This is a genomic window from Thalassospira marina, assembly GCF_002844375.1.
Taxonomy (GTDB): Bacteria; Pseudomonadota; Alphaproteobacteria; order Rhodospirillales; family Thalassospiraceae; genus Thalassospira; species Thalassospira marina.
The window spans coordinates 1,322,014-1,344,989 of the sequence record NZ_CP024199.1 but is presented as its reverse complement, the minus strand read 5'-3'; the positions used below and the strand labels follow the sequence as shown (position 1 = coordinate 1,344,989).

Here is a 22,976-nt window from a genome sequence, read left to right as displayed (position 1 = left end):
AATATTTAACCGGCATTTTGCCTGCGCCCTAAAACAGCCCACCCTTTATAGACGAACGGGAAACGGATTTTTCTACCAGATTTTTTAAATGACACGGAAAAACACGACAACCGGAACATCAAAAGCCAGCCAGGCCGCATGCGGAAACGGGTTTGTTGCAGGATCAGGGTCATCATGGCCATCCCAGCCGTTCCTTGCAGTGTTCCACCCCCTCGGCCACCAGTTTATGCGCCAACGGCACCGAAATATTCAAAAAGGCGGCAATTTCGCGCAATTTGGCGTCGCCAAAGCGGTGCATTTCGCAGGCAATGCGCGTGCGTTCGGGCAATTCGGCCAGGGCCTGCTGCATGCGGGCATATTCGGCACTGTAAAGCGCGATTGATTCCGGGTCGGGTGTATCGGCAGCAAGGGAATGGACGGCTTCATCGTAATTCACCGCACGGGTCAGGCGGTATTCGCGGGCCTGGCTGCGTTTGCTATCGAGGGCAAGGTTGCGCACAATGCGAAACAGATAACCGGTTGCATCCTCAAGCAGGCGGTTATTGCTGGCTTCATCAAACCGCAGCCAGGCTTCCTGCACCAGGTCTTCGGCATTGGTGCCACTGCCCGTTATGCTGCGCGCATAGCTGACCAGGGCAGAACGCTGCTGCATGAACAATGCCAATGAGGATGAATTACCAGACAAGTCCCATCTTTCCTGCATGACAGCCACGAAACCCCGTCGCAGCCGCGCCCTAGGCAGGCAGACTTATCGCAATTGATACTGATTATCAATATTATTGTTGTTCATGGTCAAATCGCCAAACACAAAGGGAGCGCACGGGTATTTCCCATGCGCTCCCTTATTTCTATATTTGAAATATAATTCCGATTATAGAAACCGGCTTATTTCGGACCTTCCCAGTCATTCAGGGCGTCGGTCTTCATCTGGCGGCGCTCTTCGGGCGAAAGTTTCCAGTTATCACCAAAGGCAGCCGATTCCCATGAACCATAGGTCGGGTTCGGCAGCATGAACCAGCGCTCGCCCCAATAGGTCGAATATTCGTCCATCTTGGCAATTCGGCCTTTAATGTCGCCGCCCATATCGTCAACGAAATCGCCGAAATTATCGCCAAACATCATGATGATGCGGTGATTGGCGGCAACAGCTTCGCGGCGCGTGCCTTTGTCTGAACCCCATTCTTCCTTTTCACCGCGCACCATGACGTGGTCAGCATCGGCATAGGGGAAGCCATATTTTTTAAGATTGGCGATGGTTGCGGCTTCTTCCGGGGCCTTGCGGTTGGTGACGTAATAAACCGCCACACCCTTTTCTGCTGCGGCCTTGGTCAGTTCCAGCGCGCCCGGGGTCGGTGTGGAAATTTCGGCATTTACAAACTGCGCCCAGGTTTTGGAGCTGTAATAGCTGTCTGCCGTTACCACCCAGGACTGATAAGCGGAGTTATCCAGCACGGTTTCATCGACATCGAGAATGATCGCCGGTGATTTGGACATGTAATTGTCGCCCTGCTCCAGGGCGGCGGTCCAGCTGTGATCGCCAATGGCGGCACCCAGCAGGCGCTCTGCACCGGCATAAACCGATTTTGCCGTGGTTTTGTATTCAACCGAGGTCTGGTACCACAAGGCGGCATTCAGGCCATCATTCGGTTTTGCGTCCTGTGCCTGGGCCGCAAATGAAACCAAGGTGGCAAGTGCTGTTGCGCCCGCCATTTTCACAAATACGTTCATCTTATCAAGCTCCCTGTTATCTGCCCGCCGGCTGACCGCGCGGTCAGGATCTCAGGCAGGATGCCATGTTGAACGCAGTTGAAAACCCCTTTTTTTGTCACAGGCCCGACAATTGTGACAAAGTGCGGTGTTTTCAGGCCGATATTGGCAAAAGAAAACCGGCGCGATTATGCAAATCACGCCGGTGCAGAAAACAGTCCCGTATCACAACCAAGTGGTTGCGACCGGTTGGTATTAAAGGGTGGAGCGTTTTTCAAAGCCGGAAAATTCTTCGACGATGGGAATGGCTTCTTCATGCAGGCGGTCCACCCGTGCGCCATCAGGCCCCTGCTGGGCCGCACCCAGCATGGATTGCACCACCGAAGGTGCCCCGCAAAAGACGGCCTCGACCGTGCCATCGGCCCGGTTGCGGACCCAGCCGGTCAGGCCACGCTTGCGGGCCTGTTCCACCGTCCAGGCGCGAAACCACACCCCCTGCACCCGGCCTTCAATACGCACAAGAACGGCAATATCGCCATTGCCGGTTTTGGGGTCTGGGTCCGTCTGTGCCATGTCAAAACATCCTTGCTGGCAAATGGGCGACCGGGATGATCGCGATGGCAGGTTTGCCTGCCACCGATACACCCTATTTGGCGCCGGGGATAACGGCGTGCAGGTGGCTGGTTTCGTTATACAGGCGTTTCTGTTCGTCGCTGGCGGGTGCCTGGTGGTTATCTTTCCAGGCATCATAGGTCATGCCATATACAACTTCGCGAGCCTGATCATAATCCATGGCGACATTATGTTCGCGCGCCGCCGCCAGATACCATTTGGCCAGGCAGTTACGGCAAAAACCGGCAAGGTTCATCAGGTCGATATTCTGCACATCCTTGCGGTTTTGCAGATGGCCAACCAGCCCGCGAAAAGCGGCGGCTTCCAGTTCAAGGCGGGTTTGTGCATCGAGTTCGGCAGCAATACCGTTTCCGGTGGCGGCTTCGTTGCTCAGGGATGATCCGGCGCAATCAGACATTTCTTTATCCTTTTACTCGCAAGCAGGGTTTAAAGCCCATTGCCCAGTGATGTAATCAGTTCGGGCACCTGCGCAATATCGGCAGCTTCGCAAAACAGGTCATTTTCAATTTCAATCTGACCGACCATTTCATGAACCCAGGTAATTTCATAGGGCACATGAATGGCCGCCCCACCGCATTCCAGCACAGGCAGAATGTCGGATTTCATCGAATTGCCGATCATGACGGCTTCGTGCGGCTCCACGCCATAACGGCCAAAAATATTGCGGTAGGTTAGCGGGTCTTTTTCCGAAACAATTTCAACGCCGTCAAAAAGCTTTTCCAGCCCCGAACGTTCAATTTTCAATTGCTGGGCGATCAGGTCGCCCTTGGTGATCAGAACCGTTTTGCAATCATTCTGGCGGGCGAAATGCTCCAGCACGGTCGCAGCACCATCGATCAGGCGAGTGGGTGCGCGCAGCATGGATTTACCGATTTCAGCCAGTTCATGAATTTCGGCAGCGCTGATTTTTTTATCGGAAAGTTCGATCGCCGTTTCGATCATGGACAGGGCAAAACCGGTAATGCCGTAACCATAAATCGACAGGTTTTCGAGTTCCGCCTTGTAAAGACGTTCATCCACCGTTTCGGCGTCGCCGTATTTTTCCAGCATGGCGCGCAGGCGCACATGGGCATCGCGAAATAACGGTTCATTGTGCCAAAGCGTATCATCGCCATCAAAGGCAATCAGCTTGAACATTCACTCTCTCTTATATCGTTTTTATACCCCGTGCTGCCCTTTTGGGCCGCATCTGGCAGGACCGCAGACCATAAGCCAGCACCTGGCACCGGTAAAGCCCTGCATTATTTGTAATTAATGCGTTTTGCAACAGTTACCAGCCACCTGCCCCGCCATATTGCGCGCTTTCTCCATCACATTTGCGCGACGAACCGGCAATTGGGTGGTTGCAGTTTTATGCAATCAATCTGGGATAGTGTGTATTTTGGAAATCCTGTCTCCGACTTAGGTTCTGTGTGCCGGCACATAGCAAACACACACAACCTGATCCCCCGGATCATGAATGGAGACTTTGATGTCCGAGATTAAAAACAAGGTCGTTGCCATTACCGGCGCAAGCAGCGGTATTGGCGAGGCAACAGCACGCCTGCTGGCCGAAAAAGGTGCCAGTGTTCTTTTGGGCGCCCGGCGCACCGAACGGCTTGAAGCCCTGGCAAACGAGATCAATGCCAATGGTGGCAAGGCCGCATTCGCCAAACTTGATGTGACCGATGCCCAAAATATGCAGGAATTTGTCGACTATGCGATTGCGCAGTTTGGCAAGCTTGATGTGCTGTTTTCCAATGCCGGTGTCATGCCGTTATCCATGATGGCATCACGCAAAACCGATGAATGGAACCGCATGATTGATGTCAATATCCGCGGTGTCCTGAACGGTATCAATGCGGCCCTGCCGGTTTTTGAAAAGCAGGGTTCCGGGCATTTCATCAATACCGCCTCGATCGGGGCGCATTTGGTGGTGCCGACCGGCGCGGTTTATTGTGCAACCAAATATGCCGTCTGGGCCATTTCCGAAGGCCTGCGCCAGGAATCCGAAACCACACGGGTCACCACCATTTGCCCGGGCGTGGTGGAAACCGAACTGGGCAATGACATTACCGAAGAAGCATCGAAAAATGCGCTGAAGGAATTCCGTAAAACCAGCCTCAGCCCCGATGCCATCGCACGCGGCGTTGCCTACGCCATCGAACAGCCCAAGGACGTTGATGTAAACGAACTGATCATTCGCCCGACTATCAGCGTGTTTTAAAACGCAATAACAAAGCCGCCGGAAATGCTCCGGCGGCTTTGCTTTGTTCATGATACGGAAGCAGCCTTAGATCAGGCGTCGTCTTTTTCAAATTCGATGATGATGGCATCGACCGACAGGTTTGCGCCCTGCTTGGCATGGATGGTTTTCACCACACCTTTGCTTTCGGCTTTCAGCACGTTTTCCATTTTCATGGCTTCGAGAATGCACAGTTCCTGACCGGGCTGGACAGTTTGCCCTTCCTCGACCGAGACCTTGACCAGAAGGCCCGGCATCGGGGAGAGCAGGAAGTTCGACATGTCTGGCGGGGCTTTGAACGGCATCAGTTTTTGCAGTTCGGCCACGCGCGGGCGCAGCACCTTGATGGTTTTTTGTACGCCATTGGCGGCCAAACGGTAACCCGTACCATCTACATCGACCTGCACGCAAAGCGGTACGCCATCGATTTCGCCGAAAAACAGGCTGTCACCAATTTTCCAGTCCGACACCACACCAAAGCTGCGATCGCCAATGGCGACAATGTAATCACCGTTAACGCCATCCACTTCGATATCAAACGGGGTGTGGTCGTCGCCAGTAACGGCAACCCAGCTTTCATGAACCGGGGCAGCGTTATCGCGGAACTGGCCGGTAATGCCGCCATTGCGTTCCGCCATGCGCTGATTGATATAGGCTGCCACCGTGATCAGGGTTTGCGGGTCATCATTGGGCAGGTCATCGGCCGAGAAACCATGCGGGTATTCTTCGGCGATGAAGTTGGTGGTGATATTGCCATCCTGGAAGCGTTTATTGGCCATGACCGCAGCCAGGAACGGAATATTGTGCGAAATACCCCGGATGAAATAGGCATCCAGTGCGCTGCGCATATGATGGATGGCCTCGGCCCGGTCCGCGCCATAGCTGACCAGCTTTGCCACCATCGGGTCGTAGAACATGGAAATTTCACCGCCCTCGAACACGCCGGTATCAACGCGGACATTATCGGTTTCAACAGGCGGCTGGTAATGCACAAGGCGGCCGGTTGAGGGTAGAAATTCGCGGAACGGGTCCTCGGCATAGATACGGGTTTCCATGGCCCAGCCGGTCAGGGTGACATCATCCTGATGCAGGGTCAGTTCTTCGCCGTAAGCAATGCGGATCATCCATTCCACCAGATCCTGCTTGGTGACCAGTTCCGTCACCGGATGTTCGACCTGCAGGCGGGTATTCATTTCAAGGAAATAGAAATTCTTGTTTTTATCGACAATGAATTCCACCGTCCCGGCAGAGCAATAATCGACCGCGCGCGCCAGTGCCACGGCCTGCTCGCCCATGGCCTTGCGGGTTTCAGGGTCGATAAAGGGGGATGGGGCTTCTTCCACCACCTTTTGATGGCGACGCTGAATGGAACATTCGCGTTCGCCAAGGTAAATGGCATTGCCGTGTTTATCGGCCAGCACCTGAATTTCAATATGGCGCGGCTGTTCGACGAACTTTTCGATAAATACGCGATCATCACCAAAGCTGGATGCAGCTTCGGAGGTTGCACGTTCAAACCCCTCGCGGCATTCGGCATCGTTGTGCGCAATACGCATGCCCTTGCCGCCACCACCTGCGGATGCCTTGAGCATAACCGGATAACCGACTTCGTTGGCGATTTTAACGGCCTCGTCGGTATCCTTGATCACGCCCATATAGCCCGGCACGGTGGACACACCGGCATCGGCGGCAATTTTTTTCGAGGTGATTTTATCACCCATCGCGCCAATGGCACCGGTTGGCGGGCCGATAAATTCAATTTCAGCTTCGGCCAGGGCCTTGGCAAAGTTCTGGTTTTCCGACAGGAAACCATAACCGGGATGCACGGCCTCGGCCCCGGTCTGCTTGCAGGCAGCAATGATTTTATCAATCAGCAGATAGGACTGGTTAGAAGGTGCGGCACCGATATGCACGGCTTCATCGGCCATTTGCACATGCAGGGCGTTTTTATCGGCATCCGAATAAACCGCCACAGTGGCGATGCCCATTTTGCGGGCGGATTTAATAACACGGCAGGCAATTTCGCCGCGGTTCGCAATCAGTATTTTTTTAAACATTTCTGGGTGCTCCGGGCTTACAACGGGATATTGCCGTGTTTTTTGGCAGGGTTTTTGACGTCCTTGTTGCGCAGCATCGCAAGCGATTTGCACACCCGGCGGCGCGTGCCATGCGGCATGATGACATCATCGATAAAGCCCTTGCGCCCCGCGACAAACGGGTTGGCAAATTTCTGGCGGTATTCTTCGGTGCGGGCCTCGATCTTGGCCGGGTCGTTCATATCGGCCCGGAAAATGATTTCCACCGCCCCTTTTGGTCCCATCACCGCAATTTCGGCGCTGGGCCAGGCATAGTTGACATCGCCGCGCAAATGTTTGGATGCCATCACGTCATAGGCCCCGCCATATGCCTTGCGGGTAATGACGGTTACCTTGGGCACCGTTGCCTCGGCATAGGCATAAAGCAGTTTGGCACCGTGTTTGATGATACCGCCCAGTTCCTGTGCCGTGCCCGGCATAAAGCCCGGCACATCGACAAAGGTAACGATGGGAATGTTATAGGCATCGCAGAAACGTACAAAGCGCGCGGCCTTTTTGGAGCTGGCGATATCCAGGCAGCCCGCCAGAACCATCGGCTGGTTGGCAACAATACCCACTGCGCGGCCATCCATGCGGGCCATGCCGATAATGATGTTTTTGGCATAGTCCGGCTGGATTTCGTAAAAATCGCCTTCATCGACGGTTTTAAGGATCAGCTCCTTCATGTCGTAAGGCATGTTGGGATTTTCGGGCACCAGGGTATCGAGCGAATAATCATCGCGATCCACCGGGTCCTCGCATTTGCGGGCGGGCGGCTGTTCCTTGTTGGACAGCGGCAGGAAATCCATGAAACGGCGGGTTTGCAGCAGCAGATCCACATCATTTTCAAAGGCCAGATCCGCCACGCCGGAAACAGCGGTGTGCGTCATCGCCCCACCCAGTTCCTCGTGGGTGACTTCTTCGTGGGTGACGGTTTTAACTACGTCCGGCCCGGTCACGAACATGTAGGAGCTGTCCTTGACCATAAAAATAAAGTCCGTCATGGCCGGGCTGTAAACGGCCCCACCCGCGCATGGCCCCATGATCAGCGAGATTTGCGGGATCACGCCCGATGCCTCGACATTGCGCTGGAACACATCGGCATAACCCGCCAGGCTTTCGACACCTTCCTGAATACGCGCCCCGCCGGAATCATTAAGGCCGATCACGGGTGCGCCGACCTTCATGGCCTGATCCATGATTTTGCCGATCTTGCGGGCATGCGCACCAGAGAGCGCACCGCCAAAAACCGTGAAATCCTGGCTGAAAACAAAAACCAGACGGCCATTGATCGTGCCATGGCCCGTTACCACACCATCACCAGGAATGCGGTTTTCGGTCATGCCGAAATCGACGCAATCATGTTCAACAAACATGTCCCATTCCTCGAAACTGCCTTCATCAAGCAGCACATCAAGGCGTTCGCGCGCGGTAAGCTTGCCTTTGGCGTGCTGTTTGTCGATGCGCTTCTGCCCGCCGCCCATTGCGGCTTCGGCGCGCATTTCTTCGAGTTTGGTGATGATTTCCTGCATGCTGGCTGATCCTTGTTTGTGGCCCGGCCGGAATAAAAACAGCGCCCCAACAATGTGGGGCTAAAAGTGAAATACCATTATTCGGTACTGGAATGCCAATTATTTTTACACGGCATTTTTTAATACCGCAATCGCCCAAACGCCTGAATTCCCTAACGTCAAAAGAGAATACCAGATCAGACAGGACTAAAGTCTAGCTGCATTAGAAAAACCACATATGGTTGCAAAGCCCCGATCATCTGACCTTTGCCCGCGAAAAAGCATACGATCCTGGTACTGCCAAAGGCAAAACAGACAGGTGGAAGACAAGCAGTAGCCAGAACCACGAGTGCTCAAAAGTCAGACGGAACGCGATGAATGGCAATACCCCATCAAACGCCCAAGTTCCCCCTCGCCAACCCACCGCGCAAAGGGGGCTGGATCAGGTCAAACTGCTTTCGGCCACGGCATGCGACAGCCAATTAACAGGCCGGGATGGTGCGATAGGTATTGCGCCCACCGCGCTTTGCCAGATAAAGCGCGCGGTCGGCCTTGCGATACAGCACATCGGCATTGCATTCGCAGCCCTTGCAATAGCTGATGCCGATGCTGGCACCGACAGTGATTTCAACCCCGTCAATCATGCGCGGTCGGCCGATTTCCTGAATAATGCGTGCAGCCGGGATTTGGGCTTCTTCCGGGTTGGCCATTGCGGGCAGCAGAATGGCAAATTCATCCCCGCCCAGACGCGCCACCACGTCGGCATCGCGGAAACGGGATTTGAGGAAGGAGGCAATTTCGATCAGCAATTTGTCGCCCACCGGGTGCCCGTAGGTATCGTTCACTTCCTTGAACCAGTCTAGGTCGAGCAACAGCATGGCAACATTCTGTTTGATGCGTTCGCTAAGCCGGATGGCCTGATCAAGGCGGTCATTAAACAGGTGGCGATTGGCAAGGCCGGTAAGCGGGTCGGTCAGAGCCATCTGGCGGATTTGCGCCTCGATGGTTTTGGAAGGTGTAATATCGCTATGCGTGCCTGACATGCGAAGCGGCGTGCCATCGGCAGCGCGGTCAAACACCCGGCCACGATCAAGCACCCAAACCCATTCGCCATTTTTGTGGCGGATGCGGCATTCACATTGATAATAGCTGGACTGCCCGGCGAAATGTTCGCTTAGCAGGCGGTCAGACTGCGCCAGATCATCGGGATGGCACAGATTGCGCCAGGTATCGACGCTGGTTTTACCCAGTTCTTCCAGGGTGTAGCCAATGATTTCGGCCCAGCGTTCGTTAAAGCGCATTTCGCCGGTTTGCACATTCCATTCCCAGGTGCCCGCATTGGTGCCGCGAATGATTTCATCCAGGCGCTGGCGTTCAATAACCAGTTCCTCGTTCGCCTGTTCAAGGCGATGGGCGTAATCATTGCGTTCGGTCACATCGAAAATGATGGAATGCAAAAATTCCTTGCCGTGAATGCGGATGGCACCGGTATTGACCTCGACATCGCGCACATCACCATTGGCAAGACGGTGATGGAAACTGAAACTAGCGGCCCCGTCCTGCAGGGTTTGCTGCATGGCAAGGCCCAGTTGCGCATCAGACTGCACATTGATATCGCTAATCGTCATGTGGCAAAGCTTTTCGTGGCTGTAGCCATAAAAGGCGATTGCCGCAGTATTGGCATCGTGGATGCGGCCTGTTGCCGGGTCGATCAGCAATTTGATGGCCGGGTTATGCAAGAACATCTGACGATAGATGGATTCCCGTTCGGCCATTGCCTCCTCTACCGTGTAAACATCGGTGATGTCGGAAAAGGACGTGACAATGCTGTCAAATTCGCCGGTATCGGGGTTATGGGCGGGAATGGCCTGCATCCGTACCCAGATTGTCTGATTGGTGATGGATGACTGACAAATGCCGATGATGGCGGCATCAAAGGCAACACCCGTGCGCAACACCACATTTACCGGGTGATCATCGGGCGTAAGCGGCGCGCCGGTTTCATCAAGCAGGCGGGCACCATCGGGCAGCGGATGCCAGCCCGAAAAACTGGCGGGATCAACGCCAAAAATGCGCGGGGCAGCGGCATTATGCTGCTGCACATGGCCGTTCAAATCATAAACCAGCACGCCTTCGGCGACATGATCAAGGATGAATTCGGTACGTTCCTGCAGGGTTTCGGATGCACGCAGATCAGCACCATCCTGTTCATCATGAAGGGCGCGCATGCTGCCAACAACCGCACGGTGCCCCTTGGGCCCCATGGCGGTGAACATGGCATGGTCAACCACATGGACCCAGCCACGATCCGGGTGGCGCAACCGAAACTGGCGAATAATCGCCCCACCGGGCCATTCTTCGGGAAGCTGGTCAAGTTTCAGGCGGGTGCGATCATCGGGATGAACGCGATCATGCCACCAGTTGGCACTATCGAGAATGACCGCGCTGGCAGCAGCGCCCAGAAGGCGGGCACAGTTGGCGCTGATATAGCTGCCCTGCGCTTCTTCCAGGTCAACACAGTAAATTACCGACACTGCCGATACAGTGGCATTTTCGCCATCAACAATCCCTGCGGCGAAACCGCCTGATTGCTGCCCGGCATGATAAAGCGCGTTCATAGAATTTACTGAATTGCCACCCCGCCTGCGCGCCGTTTTTCGTTATCCGACAGCACCCTGCCCCGACAACATTTACGCTAGAGCAAATACGGCAATTCCCTTTTTACTGCCCACTCTCTGATTAAGCGACAGTATAGGTATAAGAATCATTCCAGCAATTGATCTGGCGTAAATTCGGGGGCCAGAGGCATGTATTTACGCGATTTATCGCAATTTTCGCCAAAGGCGCGCGCAATTTTCCATATCTGGTTGTATTGTTTTTAATTATTGAAATGTATCAGGGTAAAAAACCGTCAATTTTGCGCAGAATTTCAGGTTAAATAAGACGAATCGAATAAACCTTTGCGCGCATCCCCATGCCAGCAGATAAGCGGCACGCGAAGAAGCATGTTTATCAGATGGTTATAGGGTTGCAGGCGGCGTTTGATGAACCCGATAGGTATTCCGGCCTGCTTCCTTGGCCTGATAAAGGGCGCGGTCCGCACGGCGATAAAGGGATTTTGGCAAAATCCCCTGGCAGCCCGCACTGATACCAATGCTGACCCCCACATGGATTTCGTGACCTTCAAGCTGGCGCGACTGGCCAATTTCGGTAATCACGCGCGAGGCGGCCTTTTCGGCAACGGCAATATTTTCAACATTGGTCAGCAGCACGGCAAATTCATCGCCGCCAAGGCGGGCGATAAAATCGCTTTCGCGAAACTGTTTTTGAATGCGCTGGGCGACATCAACCAGCAACGCATCACCGACCGGGTGGCCATAGGTGTCGTTGACATGTTTGAAATGATCAAGGTCCAGCAGCATCAGAACGACCTGCCGCCCGCCCGCCTTGCAGTTTTCAATTGCGCCTTGCAAGCGGTCTTCAAACTGGTGGCGGTTGGCAAGCCCGGTTAGCGGGTCGGACAGGGCCATATGGCGAATGCGTTCTTCGATTTCCTTCGAGGGTGTAATGTCGCTATGCGTGCCTGACAGGCGCAACGGTGCACCATCGTCGGACCATTCGAACACTTTGCCGCGGTCCAGCACCCAGACCCAGCCGCCATTTTTATGTTTCAGCCGATATTCGCAGTCGAAATGATCAATTTCATGGTCGAAATGGCGGGTTAACAGGGCATTGATGGTATCAAGGTCATCAGGGTGGCACAGGCTGGTCCAGCGATCGACACTGCACGGGGTTAATTCATCAAGGGTATAGCCCGCAATTTCGGCCCACCGTTCGTTCAGGCGCATATCGCCTGTCTGAATGTTCCATTCCCAGGTGCCGGCATTGGTGGCACGGATGATTTCATCCAGGCGCTGGCGTTCAAGCTGTAGCTGGCGGTTGGCCTCGATCAGGCGGCGTTCATATTCGTTGCGTTCGGTAACATCGAACACGATGGAATTGATATATTCGTGGCCATTTAACATGATGCGGCCGGAATTAACCCGCACATCACGGATCGCACCGCTGGCAAGCTTGTGCTTGAAGGAAAAAATTGCCGAACCCTTGCTGATCGCATCCTGTATGGATTTGGTAATGGTGCCGCCCTGCGACATATTGATCTGGCTGATCACCATTTTACGCAGGGTTTCGTAATCATAGCCGTAATAATTGCAGGCGGCCTTGTTGGCATCAACGATGCGCCCGGTGGACGGATCGATCAACAGTTTGACGGCTGGGTTGCGGTCAAACATCTGGCGATAGAGGTTTTCGCGCTCTGCCATCGCGCTTTCGGCGTTTTTAAGATCGGTGACATTGGCAAAGGAAACCACCGCGCCATCAGGCTGTGTGGTGCCGGGCAGAAATAGCGGCTGGGCATTAATGCGCACCCACAGGCGCACATCACCCTTGCATTGCACACCCAAAATCACACCATACACCGGCTTTTGGTCGCGAAGTGCCCGAACAACCGGAAAATTTTCGGGGGGAAACGGGTTTTCATGCTGGTCCACCGCCTGCCAGCGCCCATCGGCAGCATCCAGCCCCAAAAGCTGACTGGCACATAGCCCCAGCATTTTTTGCGCAGCCGGATTGCTTTGAACAATTTTACCACTGGCATCATAGACCATGACACCATCGGGAATGGTTTCCAGCAAATGCTGATAACGGCGATTGCTTTCATGCAGGGCGCGCGAAATTTTACGATGCAGGGTTAAATTGCTTAAGGTGCCAACGATGGCACCTGCCCCGCCCGCAATCGCGGGGATTTGCATGGCCTGGTCGACAACATCAAGCCATTCGCCGTTTTTATGGCGAATGCGAAAACGCCGGGTAATGGCCTGCCCTGCCAGCATCGCAGGCATTTCAACCATCGGCGACAGATCACTGATATCATCGGGATGGGCAAACGGCATCCACCAATCCACGCCGGGTACACCCAGATCGGCGGGGTCATATCCCAACATGTTTTTCAGATTGGGGCTGAAGCTGCTTTTTTCCGGGCAGGCCAGATCAATGAAATAAAGCAGGCTTTCAACCAGTGGCGCACCATCGTCGCCAAGGGCTGCGGCCAATGCAACGCCTTCGGCAATTTCCGATGAACTTCCGGGGCTTTCACCAGTTTTATAACCCGTCTTCATGCATCGCCTCCGCGTTGCCTGCGCAACGCCCAAACCTACATCACATGATCCGCAGTTTGCTCGGTCCCGAAAAGGCTCAGTGCCGGGTTTGCCCCCGGTTGTCTGGAAAGGGAAAAGTGATTTATCTAATATAAGCATGAATCTAATACGTATGTATATGGCGTTTGCATATTTTTATGCAAAATTCGTGTGAAATCGCTTACTGCCACCCACAAAAATCAGGCGCGCATCGTGTTAAGACCTTGAAATTACGCTATATCCCTCCACCACGGGGAAAGATACGCGACCAAGGCTTTGCCATAAAGTATAATGCTGCAAATGCAAAACAGGCACCTTCCCATGGGAAAGATGCCTGTAAATCAGCCAAACCGGGCATATGTGCCGCGCGGCAATATAATGTTACTGCCGCAGCAGATCCAGGAACGCACCAGCAGAAAGAAGTTCGTGACGCAAACGTTCGCGACGTGCGGTTGCTTCGGCGTCTTCACCCCAGTTTTCGATGGCATAGCTTTCATCGATCTGGGAAATCTCAAATGCCTGGGCGGGGTCAAGACGGCCATGAAACACGGCCAGACCAATCACCACCGAACCCGAAACAGTAATCAGGGTGTGCAAAGCGGCCAGTTCGTGGTCATCAAGCGGTTCGATGATATCCTGAATGGCCAGAAGGGCAGCATCTTCCTGGACAACGGGCATAACGCCCTGGGTGACCTTCAACACGATTGAAAATTCACCTGCCGCCCAGTCCAGCAGCGGCTGCCACTGTTCGTTCTGGCGCCCAACCAGATCATCAGGATATTGCGCGCGATAACATAAAAGGTCGCTGCGGCCATATCCTGTCAGCTCGGCGATAACGGTGGCACGGTTGGGCGCGACACGGTCAATCGCAGTTGCGGCAAGCTGCATATGCGGCATGGTGGCGGGAACAATATGTTCGCCCTGCGCATCCCATTCCGCGGCAATCTGGTTTGCAAGGGCCTGATTGGGCAGCACAAATTCGGCCTTGGCCGGGGTTTTTACCGCCCTGCCATCCAGATGAACGCGAAAGCCCGCCCCGTTTTGGTCGGGAACCGCGGTGACGCTCTTGTAAAACCGTTTGATCGATGAATTTACCATAGGGGCGATATGCCCAAATCCGCAAAAAGACGCAAGCGATTTGATGCCAAAAACAGCATTCACGGCATTTTCCGCAAAATTTTGCATATTTTTTACACAGCACATTCCATCGCCCAACTTTTATCCATTCCAGCAACCGGCCCAATCCCGCCAAAGCCGCCGGGAACAGACCAAGGCAGAAATATGGCACGGTGCTTGCTGGTATCAGGCGGGTTTTTGGGCTTGAGGCAATGAAACATGTCGCAAAAACGCGATACAATCAGGAGACTTCGACAGATGGGTAAACTAGGTTTACGGGTTGCGGCACTGACCCTTGGGGTTGCGGCGCTGGTCGCAGGGCATTCCGCACGCGCAGATACGCCGATCAAATTTTCCCTCGACTGGAAATTTGAAGGCCATACCGCACCTTATATTCTTGCCAAGAAGAAGGGCTATTTTGCCGACGAAGGACTGGATGTCACGATTGATTCGGGCAATGGCTCGGTCGGGGCGATTACGCGGGTTGCCAGCGGCGCCTATGACATTTCCTTTGCCGATATCAATTCACTGGTTGAATTCAACGCCACCCACCCCGACCAGGCCATGAAGTCCATTTTCATGGTTTATGACCGCCCGCCCTTTTCGCTGTTCATGCTGAAAAAAAGCGGCATTAACAAGCCGGAAGACCTGAAAGGCAAAACACTGGGCGCGCCGGTATTTGATGCCTCGCGCAAGCTGTTTCCGGCCTTTGCCAAGGCAACCGGGTTATCGCTTGATGATGTGAAATGGGAAGCGATGGACCCGCCCCTGCGCGAACCGATGCTGGTGCGCGGCGATGTGGATGGCATTTCGGGTCACTATTTTACATCGGTCCTGAACCTTGAAAACCAGGGCATCAAAAAGGAAGACATGGTTGTCTTCAAATATGCCGATTACGGCCTGGATTTTTATGGCAACGGCATTCTGGCATCCAAGGACATGATGGAAAATCATGGTGACCAGTTGCGCGGTTTCCTGCGCGCGGTTGTCAAAGGCTGGCGCGATGCGATTGCCAACCCCGAAGAGGCGATTGAAGCCCTTAAGGAAGTTGACCCGCTGATCGACCCGGACCTGGAAACCGAACGCCTGAACATGGTGATCGAGGATAACGTCATTACCGACGAAGTCCTGGCACATGGCATGGGCCCGATTTCGACCGACCGCATGGAAAAAGCCATCGAACAGGTCAGCCTGGCCTTTGGCCTGCAGAACCCGCCGAAAGTTGCCGATATTTTCACCAGCATTTACATGCCGGGCGAAGAAGAACGCAAAATCAAATAACACAAATAACAAACGCGCCAAGCACCAGGACAGCAGGGAGAATAAGGCTGTGTCGAGCAGTTTTGTCGAGCTAAACAATGTCACGCTGCGTTATAGCGAGGGGGATGACCTTGCGCTTGATACGACGGATATGAAGATCCGCAAGGGCGAGTTTATTGCCGTTGTCGGACCTTCGGGATGTGGCAAATCATCCCTGCTGAAACTGGTATCGGGATTGATGCCCCCCAGCGAAGGTACGGTCATCGTGGATGCCCACGAAGTGGCCGGACCGCTTAAGATTGTTGGCATGGCATTTCAGAACCCGACCCTGCTGCCCTGGCGCACAACGCTTGATAACGTGCTGCTGCCGCTGGAAATTGTAAAACCCCATCGCAGCCGCATTCGCAAACACAAGCAGGAATATATCGAACGCGCCAAAGAGCTTTTGGCAACTGTCGGACTGGCCGGGTACGAAAACAAATATCCCTGGGAGCTTTCAGGAGGGATGCAGCAACGCGCTTCGCTGTGCCGCGCCCTGATACATGAACCCGACCTGCTGATGCTTGACGAGCCCTTTGGCGCACTTGATGCTTTTACCCGCGAAGAATTGTGGGACATTTTGCAAAATCTTTGGATAAAGCGGCCCTTTACCGTGATTCTGGTCACCCATGATCTGCGCGAGGCCGCCTATCTGGCCGACACGGTTTATGTGATGTCCAAACGGCCGGGCAAAATACTGGTGGCACGCGAAAACACCCTGCCCCGTCCGCGGGACCAGGAAACAACCTTTACCCAGCCATTTACCGATCTGGTGCACGAATTGCGCAGCTATATCCGTGATGTACGCGCAGCCTAGGCGAAAGGGCAAAGACCATGACCAAACGCACCCTTCAAAGCCGGGCCACCCCGTGGATCAGCGCGATTGTCCTTTTCCTGTTATGGGAAGGTATCGTGCGGCTGTTTCATATTCCGGACTATGTTTTGCCCACCCCGTCGGCCAGCCTTGAGGCCGCGTGGAAATTTCGCGCCGCCATCTGGATGCATGCCGCGCAAACGCTTTATACAACCGTATTCGGCTTTGCGATTGCGGTTGTATTTGGTGTGTTGCTGGGCGCACTTGTCGGGTCCAGCCGGGCGATTTATACGGCGGCCAACCCCATTCTGGTCGGGTTCAATTCGGTCCCCAAGGTTGCACTGGTGCCCGTGCTGGTGATGTGGTTTGGCATTGGCACGGTGCCAGCGGTTATTACCGCCTTTATCATTTCGTTCTTCCCGATCGTGGTGAATGTGGCAACCGGCCTTGCCACCCTGGAACCGGAATTGCGCGATGTGCTGCGATCCCTTGGCGCGACGCGCACCGATATCCTGTTCAAGGTGGGCTTTCCGCGCGCCCTGCCCTATTTCTTTGCATCCCTGAAGGTCGCCATTACGCTGGCTTTTGTCGGTTCGGTGATTTCGGAAACGGTGGCATCGAATATCGGTGTTGGTTATCTGATGCTGTCGGCATCATCGAAATTCAACATGCCGCTGGTTTTTGCCGGTTTGCTGGTAATCGCGGTGATGGGCATTCTGATGTATGAATTTTTCAACATCGTCGAACGCCGGTCCACCCGCTGGGCCAACCGCGCCAATCCGAACGGCTAGACTGCGGCAAAGCACATATCAGCCAGCATCGCCGCCTGTATTAACCCGGGCGCGCAAACAAAATAACGGGCCTGCGACTGGTTTCGCAGGCCCGTTTTAACTGGTTAAATCCCGGATGGCATCAGCATCAGATCAGGCAAGATGTTCCTTGAAGAAGCCCAGGGTACGTTCCCAGGCAAGCTTGGCATCTTCGGCGTCATAACGGCCACCCGTGGGATTGGCGAAGGCGTGGTTCGCCTCGTACCAGAAAATCTGATAGTCGGTTTTGCCTGCCTGTTTTAAGGATTCCTCGAACCCGCCAACCATGGCCTTATTGATATTCTGGTCGAGGGTGCCGAAATGCCCCATCACCGGCGCGTTCAGGCTTGCCAGTTGCTGCGGGGTTTTCGCGACATTGCCATAATAAATGACGCAGGCATCAATATCCGTCGCAAGGGCGGTATTCAGCGACCATCCGCCACCAAAACACCAGCCCACAACGCCCACCTTGCCGGTGCAATCCTTATGGTCTTTCAAATAGGCAACCGATGCTTTCAGCTTTGATGTTGCCGCCACCGGGTCCACCGATGACATCAGCGATTTTGCTCCATCCGCCGTTGTGGCCGCAGGTTTGCCATACAGATCAACCGCTAGGGCGATAAAGCCCTGATTGGCATATTCGGCAGCGGTTGCGCGGATCTGGTCGTTCAGCCCCCACCATTCATGGATCAACAGCACGGCAGGTGCCGGCAGGGTGGCAGGCAAAATAACTTCGGCAACCATCGTTTCACCGGTTGGCGCGGTAATGGTCACCTTTTTCAGGGTTTCGGCAGCGGCGTGGGCCAGGATCGGATCGGCCAGCACCACTGCCAGCGGCAAAACAGCCAGCCCTTTTAAAAACAGGCGTCGTTCCTGATCTGTTGCCTTTGGCGGCGGCCCCAAATGATCATGTGATCCACATCCGTCAAGCGTACACATCCAAGCCTCCTGATTTTTGGTTTGATGCGGCGTGGCTGCGTATATGGGCAACATCAGGGGCGTAATTGTTTGTCCCCAATGCCGATTTGCACCCCACCCCGACTAAAGCTGCATTCGGCAAAATCCTTCCCCAGCCGGTTGCAAATGGCAAATCACAGTCCTGTCATGATATTGGTGCCGCAACACCAAAAATGCCCGATTTGCAGGAAAACCGCGCCCAAGGGCACCTGCCCGCAACCATCCGCAGTGTGAACAGTTTCACCCCTGCCCAACCGCCAGACACGCAAATGCAGGCCAAGCCCGGCGGAAACGCCCATGACATGATTTGACAACTTTTAATTACAGGCGAATTTCCCTAGTGTGGGCGCCATAAACACAAACCAAGAGCAGGAAAACATGCAGGAAATTAAAACAGTGCTGTTTGATCTGGGCGGTGTGCTGGTTGATTGGGACCCGCGCCACCTGTATCGCAAGATTTTCAGCGATGCCGCCGAAATGGAATATTTCCTGGCCGAAGTGTGCCACCCGCACTGGAATTTTCTGCATGACAAGGCGACGCTGGAATTTGAAAATTCCATCCCCGAGCAACAGCACCGCCACCCCAAATATCACGACCAGATTGCCGCCTGGCGCGATCGCTGGCCGGAAATGCTGGCAGGTTCCATTTTGGGCACCGAACGCCTGCTTGAGGAACTTAAACGCAAAAACGAAGTTCATTTATATGCCTTGACCAACTGGTCACATCAGACTTGGCCACATGCGCTGGAGCGGTTTGCGTTTTTGCAAAGCTTTGAGGGAATTCTGGTTTCGGGGCAGGAAAAACTGGCCAAACCCGACCCGCGCATTTTCGAACTGACGGCCAGCCGGTTTGGCTTTGATCCCAAAACGACGCTGTTTATTGATGATTCTGAAAAGAACATTCAGCAGGCACGCGAAATGGGCTTTGCCACCCATTGGTTCCGAGACCCGACCCGCCTGCGCCGGGATTTGATGGAACGTGGCCTGCTGTAAGGCACATGACGCGGCGGGCCGCAAACAGCCCCGTCCAAACGGGGACCATTGCCCCGAACCTGCGCCATTACAAAAACAAACAGGCCGGTGGATATATTTCCACCGGCCTGTTGATCTTTAAAAGGCTTTAGCGCCTGATGCCGACAGGTTATTTTTTGCCCCGGCGCAAATAGGTGGCGAAAACCTCGCCAAAGACCTGCTGCCAGCCAGTGACATAACCATCACGCACGGCATTGGCGATTTCGCCAAGATTTTCCCATTCCCAATGCACCAGTTTGACCACGCAATGGCCAAAGGCATTTTGATCAAAGCTGACACTGACACGGGTGTAATCGCCGGCATCCCAACCCGGATGCCAGGTAAAGGCAACCTGTTCGCCCGGCAGCCAGATTTCGATTTTACCCCAGATTTGCGGGTCACGGCCCCGTGCCGTTTCGATAATTTCACCGCCAAGACCGGGATGCATTTTAATGCCGGTGCATTCCTCGCGTGAAATGGTGTGGGTTGCCCGCGGCCACCATTCGCTAAATCCTTCGGTAAAGGCGATAAAGGCAGCTTCGGGATCGCGCGGGACAGTGATTTCAACAGTTACCGGGTCCAGAAGGGCCATATCCTGCCCGTCAGCGGTGAAGTTTTCTTCGGTCATATCTTTTTCTTTGCCTCAGGCCGGTTGTTCGGCCGATTTCCATAACTCGTCCAAAATTGCGGGTAGCTGGTCAAAATGGTCGATAACAGCGTGGGCGCCAGCGCCTTCAAGCTTTTCACGGTCGTGATAGCCCCAGGCAACACCGATGGACAGCATGCCTGCCGCCCGGCCCATTTCGATGTCATAGGTGGTATCGCCGATCATGGCGCAATTGCGCGGGTCGGTGCCCGTTTCGTTCATTGCGGCTTCCAGCATCGAAGGATGTGGCTTCGAGGGGTGGTTATCGCAAGTCTGAAGCGTTACAAAACGGCGTGAAAGATTGTTGCGATCAAGCACCGCATCCAGACCACGCCGTGCCTTGCCTGTTGCCACACCCGAAAGCCAGCCGCGCTGATCCAGGCTGTCGATCACTTCCATGACGCCGGGAAACAGGGGTTCAAAAAAATCGGGGCTTTGACGCAGGGTGAAAAAGGCGGACTTGTAGCTGTTGGTGACCGCATCAATCAGGGTGGCATCAAGCATTGCAGGACGTGCAAGCTGGGTGATGGCTTCGGGCAGGCTTAGCCCGATAATGGTGCGGGTTTTTTCCAGGCCCGGGCAATCCAGGCCATGTTCGGCAAAAGCGTGATCCATGCAGTGGGCAATGGCGTGCTGGCTGTCTACCAGGGTTCCGTCGCAGTCAAAAATCACAAGTCGCAGCAAATCCGTTGTCATTCACAAACCCTGTATTGTGTGCGGCCATGCCTTTACATGGCACCCTATCGTCTATCCTTCAATCAATCCGATAACAGGTAGCGTGCGAAGCCCGGTTGGTCCAGCCCAAAGCGGTATTTTCGCCGAGTCTTCGCGCGAAAAGAACCGAAGCCGGAAGACTGCGCACAACCCCTTCAACCCAAAGGGCAATTTCACACGCTGTAATTCATTAGAAATATATAATACAATTGGGAGCGGCCCCGAAAGCGAGGGGAGGAAACCATGCTAACCCTGAAAGACTGCTTCGACTTTAGCGATCTTAACGAAGACGAAATCTGCGCTATTGCCGAATGCGAACATATTCCGATCATTAGTGCGCTGGAAGAAGGCGAAAATCTGGTTCATAGCGCACATGGACGCCAGCAGATTGCCAATATGCTGCTGAAACGCGCCCGGGAATGCGACCTGTGCGGCATGGAGGTTCATGCCACGCATCTGCGCTGCATCCACAAGGCCTTTATTGCCCGTTTCACCCACTAGGGAAATAACCGGCAAAATAAAACCCACCGGCCAGGCACCAAAAGGCAGCCCTGCCGGTGGGTTGATTTTCAAAGCCTAGCGCCGGGAGCTTTCGCGGCGGGCAGGTTTCTTTTCTTTTTCACGGTGAATTTCAGGCGTCAAAAACTTCGTCAAAGTTTTCGGATCGAAATTCAGCGTTTTCAGGCTTTCGGCGAAATGCGGGGGCACCGGTGCCTCGATCACCACGCGATGCCCGGTAACGGGATGCGGGAAATCAATTGCACGGGCATGCAGATGCATCTGGTTTGCCAGACCGTCGCGAAAGGCTTTTGCCCCGCCATATTTGCCATCGCCAATAATCGGGCAGCCAATGGCCTCGGTATGGGCGCGAAGCTGGTGGGTACGGCCGGTTAGCGGTGATAATGCCAGCCAGGCGGCCTTGTGCCCGGCGCGGGCAAGCTGCCGGTACACCGTTTGTGCGGTTTTACCCTGCTTTTCATCGATTACCATTTTTTCGCCGCCCTTGCCGCCCTGCTTTGCCAGCGGTGCGTCAATCAGGCCTTCGCGTTCGGCAGGTGCGCCTGCAACCAGCGCCCAATAAAGCTTGCGCGTGGTTTTATCCTTAAACGCGCGCGTCAGGGCCGCCGCAGCAGATGCCGAACGGGCCAGCAGCAGCACACCGCTGGTGTCCTTATCAAGGCGGTGCACCAGTTTGGGGCGTTCCTTGCTGTCAAGCTTCAGGGCATCCAGCATGCCATCGATATGAAGGGCGGTATTGGTCCCGCCCTGCACAGCCAGACCGGCGGGTTTGTTAATTGCCAGGACAACTTCGTCATAAAACAGCACGGAATCGCGCAATGCCTGCAGGTCGTCCTCGCTGGCATCAATGCGTGACGGGCCGGTTTTGGCGCGTGGTTCATAGGAACCATCCTGCCAGGGTGCTTCGCCCCCGCCCGACATTACAGGCACGGGTGGCACGCGAATTTCCTGGCCCGGTTCCAGGCGCTGGTTGGCCTTGGCACGTTTGCCATCCACACGGATCTGGCCGCCGCGCAGAAATTTCTGCACCTGGCCAAAGGTAAATTCAGGGCAATTGCGCTTGAACCAGCGATCCAGGCGTGTTTCCGCCTCGTCTGCCTTGACCCGGCGCAGGGTAACACCGCTCATTGGACGGCTCCTCGTACTAATGCCATTGCCCCAAACAGGGCGGAAATGCCGACAAACACCGAAACTGTCACATAAAGGGCCGCCAGCGCAAAACTGCCGCGTTCATATAGCGTCGCCACATCCAGGGAAAAAGTGGAAAACGTCGTAAACGCCCCCAAAAACCCGGTAATTATGATGGCACGTATTTCCGGCCCGATGGAAAATTTAAGGGCGCCCAGTTCAATTACCAGCCCCATGATGAACGAGCCGACAATATTGACCGTGAATGTTCCCCACGGGAAGCCATGCCCCATCAGCGAATTCATCCAGCCGGAAACGACATAGCGCGACATGGCGCCCAATGCCCCGCCCAGGGCGACACAGGCAAAAATGATCGGTGAAAATTGCATGGCGGGAAGCTAGTCCTTCATTGTTCAAATGTCACATGCGAAAACCGCACGGGCGATGCGCGCCTTCGCACGGATCAAATGAAATGAAATTGCCGTCCCCTCGCCGTGTCATTTCAGGCCGGAAAGACGGTTACATCAGAAAAGGCAGGCCCCGGATGTAACAGAGGACAGGCTTTCAGGCAATATTGACATCCCAAATCCGTGCCTGAAACGCCTCAAAGGCCACTTT

22 protein-coding genes are annotated in these 22,976 nt (G+C 54.5%); 6 read left to right on the top strand and 16 right to left on the bottom strand.

Annotated features, from left to right (window positions below; genetic code table 11):
* Positions 1 to 5: 5 nt before the first annotated feature.
* The 6 genes from CSC3H3_RS24375 to CSC3H3_RS06065 all read right to left on the bottom strand — a co-directional run bounded on the left by CSC3H3_RS24375 (position 6) and on the right by CSC3H3_RS06065 (position 3,477).
* Complete coding sequence (locus tag CSC3H3_RS24375) at positions 6 to 176, bottom strand: hypothetical protein (RefSeq protein ID WP_157831847.1); 171 nt, start codon at positions 174 to 176, stop codon at positions 6 to 8.
* Entirely contained in the window at positions 173 to 652 is a 480-nt protein-coding gene (locus CSC3H3_RS06085) for a sigma-70 family RNA polymerase sigma factor (RefSeq protein ID WP_101286118.1), read from the bottom strand. The genes CSC3H3_RS24375 and CSC3H3_RS06085 overlap by 4 nt, the downstream gene beginning before the upstream one ends.
* A 233-nt stretch (positions 653 to 885) precedes the next feature.
* Complete coding sequence (locus CSC3H3_RS06080) at positions 886 to 1,728, bottom strand: 5'-nucleotidase, lipoprotein e(P4) family (RefSeq protein WP_101269421.1); 843 nt, start codon at positions 1,726 to 1,728, stop codon at positions 886 to 888.
* Positions 1,729 to 1,962: 234 nt separating this feature from the next.
* A complete protein-coding gene (locus tag CSC3H3_RS06075) occupies positions 1,963 to 2,280 on the bottom strand; it encodes an acylphosphatase (protein WP_101269419.1) in 318 nt (105 codons plus the stop codon).
* Between the two features lie 73 nt (positions 2,281 to 2,353).
* A complete protein-coding gene (locus CSC3H3_RS06070) occupies positions 2,354 to 2,737 on the bottom strand; it encodes a DUF1244 domain-containing protein (protein ID WP_101269417.1) in 384 nt (127 codons plus the stop codon).
* Between the two features lie 29 nt (positions 2,738 to 2,766).
* The gene (locus CSC3H3_RS06065) at positions 2,767 to 3,477 is read right to left on the bottom strand and encodes an HAD family hydrolase (RefSeq protein ID WP_101284286.1); all 711 of its coding nucleotides are present in this window, start codon (positions 3,475 to 3,477) and stop codon (positions 2,767 to 2,769) included.
* 334 nt (positions 3,478 to 3,811) lie between these two features.
* On the opposite strand from CSC3H3_RS06065, the gene CSC3H3_RS06060 reads away from it, so the two are divergent.
* On the top strand, positions 3,812 to 4,546 hold the full coding sequence (locus CSC3H3_RS06060; protein ID WP_101284285.1) for an SDR family oxidoreductase: 735 nt from the start codon (positions 3,812 to 3,814) through the stop codon (positions 4,544 to 4,546).
* 71 nt (positions 4,547 to 4,617) lie between these two features.
* On the opposite strand, the gene CSC3H3_RS06055 is transcribed toward CSC3H3_RS06060, so the two are convergent.
* The 5 genes from CSC3H3_RS06055 to CSC3H3_RS06035 form a co-directional block, all read right to left on the bottom strand.
* Positions 4,618 to 6,621 (bottom strand): acetyl-CoA carboxylase biotin carboxylase subunit, encoded by a 2,004-nt coding sequence (locus tag CSC3H3_RS06055; protein ID WP_101284284.1) that lies wholly within the window; start codon positions 6,619 to 6,621, stop codon positions 4,618 to 4,620.
* A 17-nt stretch (positions 6,622 to 6,638) separates the two neighbouring features.
* Positions 6,639 to 8,171 carry an acyl-CoA carboxylase subunit beta gene (locus tag CSC3H3_RS06050; protein WP_101269409.1) on the bottom strand — a complete coding sequence of 511 codons (1,533 nt, stop codon included), beginning with the start codon at positions 8,169 to 8,171 and terminating at the stop codon, positions 6,639 to 6,641.
* Positions 8,172 to 8,632: 461 nt separating this feature from the next.
* Positions 8,633 to 10,768, bottom strand: coding sequence for a diguanylate cyclase domain-containing protein (locus CSC3H3_RS06045; protein ID WP_101284283.1), 2,136 nt, complete (start codon positions 10,766 to 10,768; stop codon positions 8,633 to 8,635).
* Positions 10,769 to 11,170: 402 nt separating this feature from the next.
* Complete coding sequence (locus CSC3H3_RS06040; RefSeq protein WP_172963396.1) at positions 11,171 to 13,327, bottom strand: diguanylate cyclase domain-containing protein; 2,157 nt, start codon at positions 13,325 to 13,327, stop codon at positions 11,171 to 11,173.
* Positions 13,328 to 13,726: 399 nt separating this feature from the next.
* Positions 13,727 to 14,506: an ATP12 family chaperone protein gene (locus CSC3H3_RS06035; protein ID WP_245881300.1), complete on the bottom strand. Its 780-nt coding sequence runs from the start codon at positions 14,504 to 14,506 to the stop codon at positions 13,727 to 13,729.
* A gap of 213 nt (positions 14,507 to 14,719) precedes the next feature.
* On the opposite strand from CSC3H3_RS06035, the gene CSC3H3_RS06030 reads away from it, so the two are divergent.
* Genes CSC3H3_RS06030 through CSC3H3_RS06020 form a run of 3 tightly spaced genes read left to right on the top strand, consistent with a single transcriptional unit; the run spans position 14,720 to position 17,365 of the window.
* Positions 14,720 to 15,742: an ABC transporter substrate-binding protein gene (locus CSC3H3_RS06030; protein WP_101284281.1), complete on the top strand. Its 1,023-nt coding sequence runs from the start codon at positions 14,720 to 14,722 to the stop codon at positions 15,740 to 15,742.
* A gap of 49 nt (positions 15,743 to 15,791) precedes the next feature.
* Complete coding sequence (locus CSC3H3_RS06025; RefSeq protein WP_101284280.1) at positions 15,792 to 16,577, top strand: ABC transporter ATP-binding protein; 786 nt, start codon at positions 15,792 to 15,794, stop codon at positions 16,575 to 16,577.
* Positions 16,578 to 16,594: 17 nt separating this feature from the next.
* Entirely contained in the window at positions 16,595 to 17,365 is a 771-nt protein-coding gene (locus CSC3H3_RS06020; RefSeq protein WP_101269400.1) for an ABC transporter permease, read from the top strand.
* Positions 17,366 to 17,497: 132 nt separating this feature from the next.
* Here CSC3H3_RS06020 and CSC3H3_RS06015 read toward each other — a convergent pair whose 3' ends face one another.
* Positions 17,498 to 18,322, bottom strand: coding sequence for a dienelactone hydrolase family protein (locus CSC3H3_RS06015; protein ID WP_101269398.1), 825 nt, complete (start codon positions 18,320 to 18,322; stop codon positions 17,498 to 17,500).
* Between the two features lie 396 nt (positions 18,323 to 18,718).
* Here CSC3H3_RS06015 and CSC3H3_RS06005 point away from each other — a divergent pair, with 396 nt between their 5' ends.
* The gene (locus CSC3H3_RS06005) at positions 18,719 to 19,333 is read left to right on the top strand and encodes an HAD family hydrolase (RefSeq protein ID WP_101284278.1); all 615 of its coding nucleotides are present in this window, start codon (positions 18,719 to 18,721) and stop codon (positions 19,331 to 19,333) included.
* A gap of 148 nt (positions 19,334 to 19,481) precedes the next feature.
* On the opposite strand, the gene CSC3H3_RS06000 is transcribed toward CSC3H3_RS06005, so the two are convergent.
* Positions 19,482 to 19,979, bottom strand: a complete 498-nt coding sequence (locus CSC3H3_RS06000; RefSeq protein ID WP_101284277.1) for an SRPBCC family protein — start codon at positions 19,977 to 19,979, stop codon at positions 19,482 to 19,484.
* 15 nt (positions 19,980 to 19,994) lie between these two features.
* Positions 19,995 to 20,693, bottom strand: a complete 699-nt coding sequence (locus CSC3H3_RS05995; RefSeq protein ID WP_101284276.1) for an HAD-IA family hydrolase — start codon at positions 20,691 to 20,693, stop codon at positions 19,995 to 19,997.
* A 261-nt stretch (positions 20,694 to 20,954) separates the two neighbouring features.
* Here CSC3H3_RS05995 and CSC3H3_RS05990 point away from each other — a divergent pair, with 261 nt between their 5' ends.
* Positions 20,955 to 21,212, top strand: coding sequence for a hypothetical protein (locus tag CSC3H3_RS05990; protein ID WP_101284275.1), 258 nt, complete (start codon positions 20,955 to 20,957; stop codon positions 21,210 to 21,212).
* A 75-nt stretch (positions 21,213 to 21,287) separates the two neighbouring features.
* Here CSC3H3_RS05990 and CSC3H3_RS05985 read toward each other — a convergent pair whose 3' ends face one another.
* Together CSC3H3_RS05985 and crcB are read right to left on the bottom strand one after the other, a co-directional pair.
* Positions 21,288 to 22,358, bottom strand: coding sequence for an RluA family pseudouridine synthase (locus tag CSC3H3_RS05985; RefSeq protein ID WP_101269389.1), 1,071 nt, complete (start codon positions 22,356 to 22,358; stop codon positions 21,288 to 21,290).
* The gene (gene crcB, locus CSC3H3_RS05980; RefSeq protein ID WP_101269388.1) at positions 22,355 to 22,747 is read right to left on the bottom strand and encodes a fluoride efflux transporter CrcB; all 393 of its coding nucleotides are present in this window, start codon (positions 22,745 to 22,747) and stop codon (positions 22,355 to 22,357) included. Before crcB ends, CSC3H3_RS05985 begins: the two co-directional genes overlap by 4 nt.
* Positions 22,748 to 22,976 lie beyond the last annotated feature (229 nt).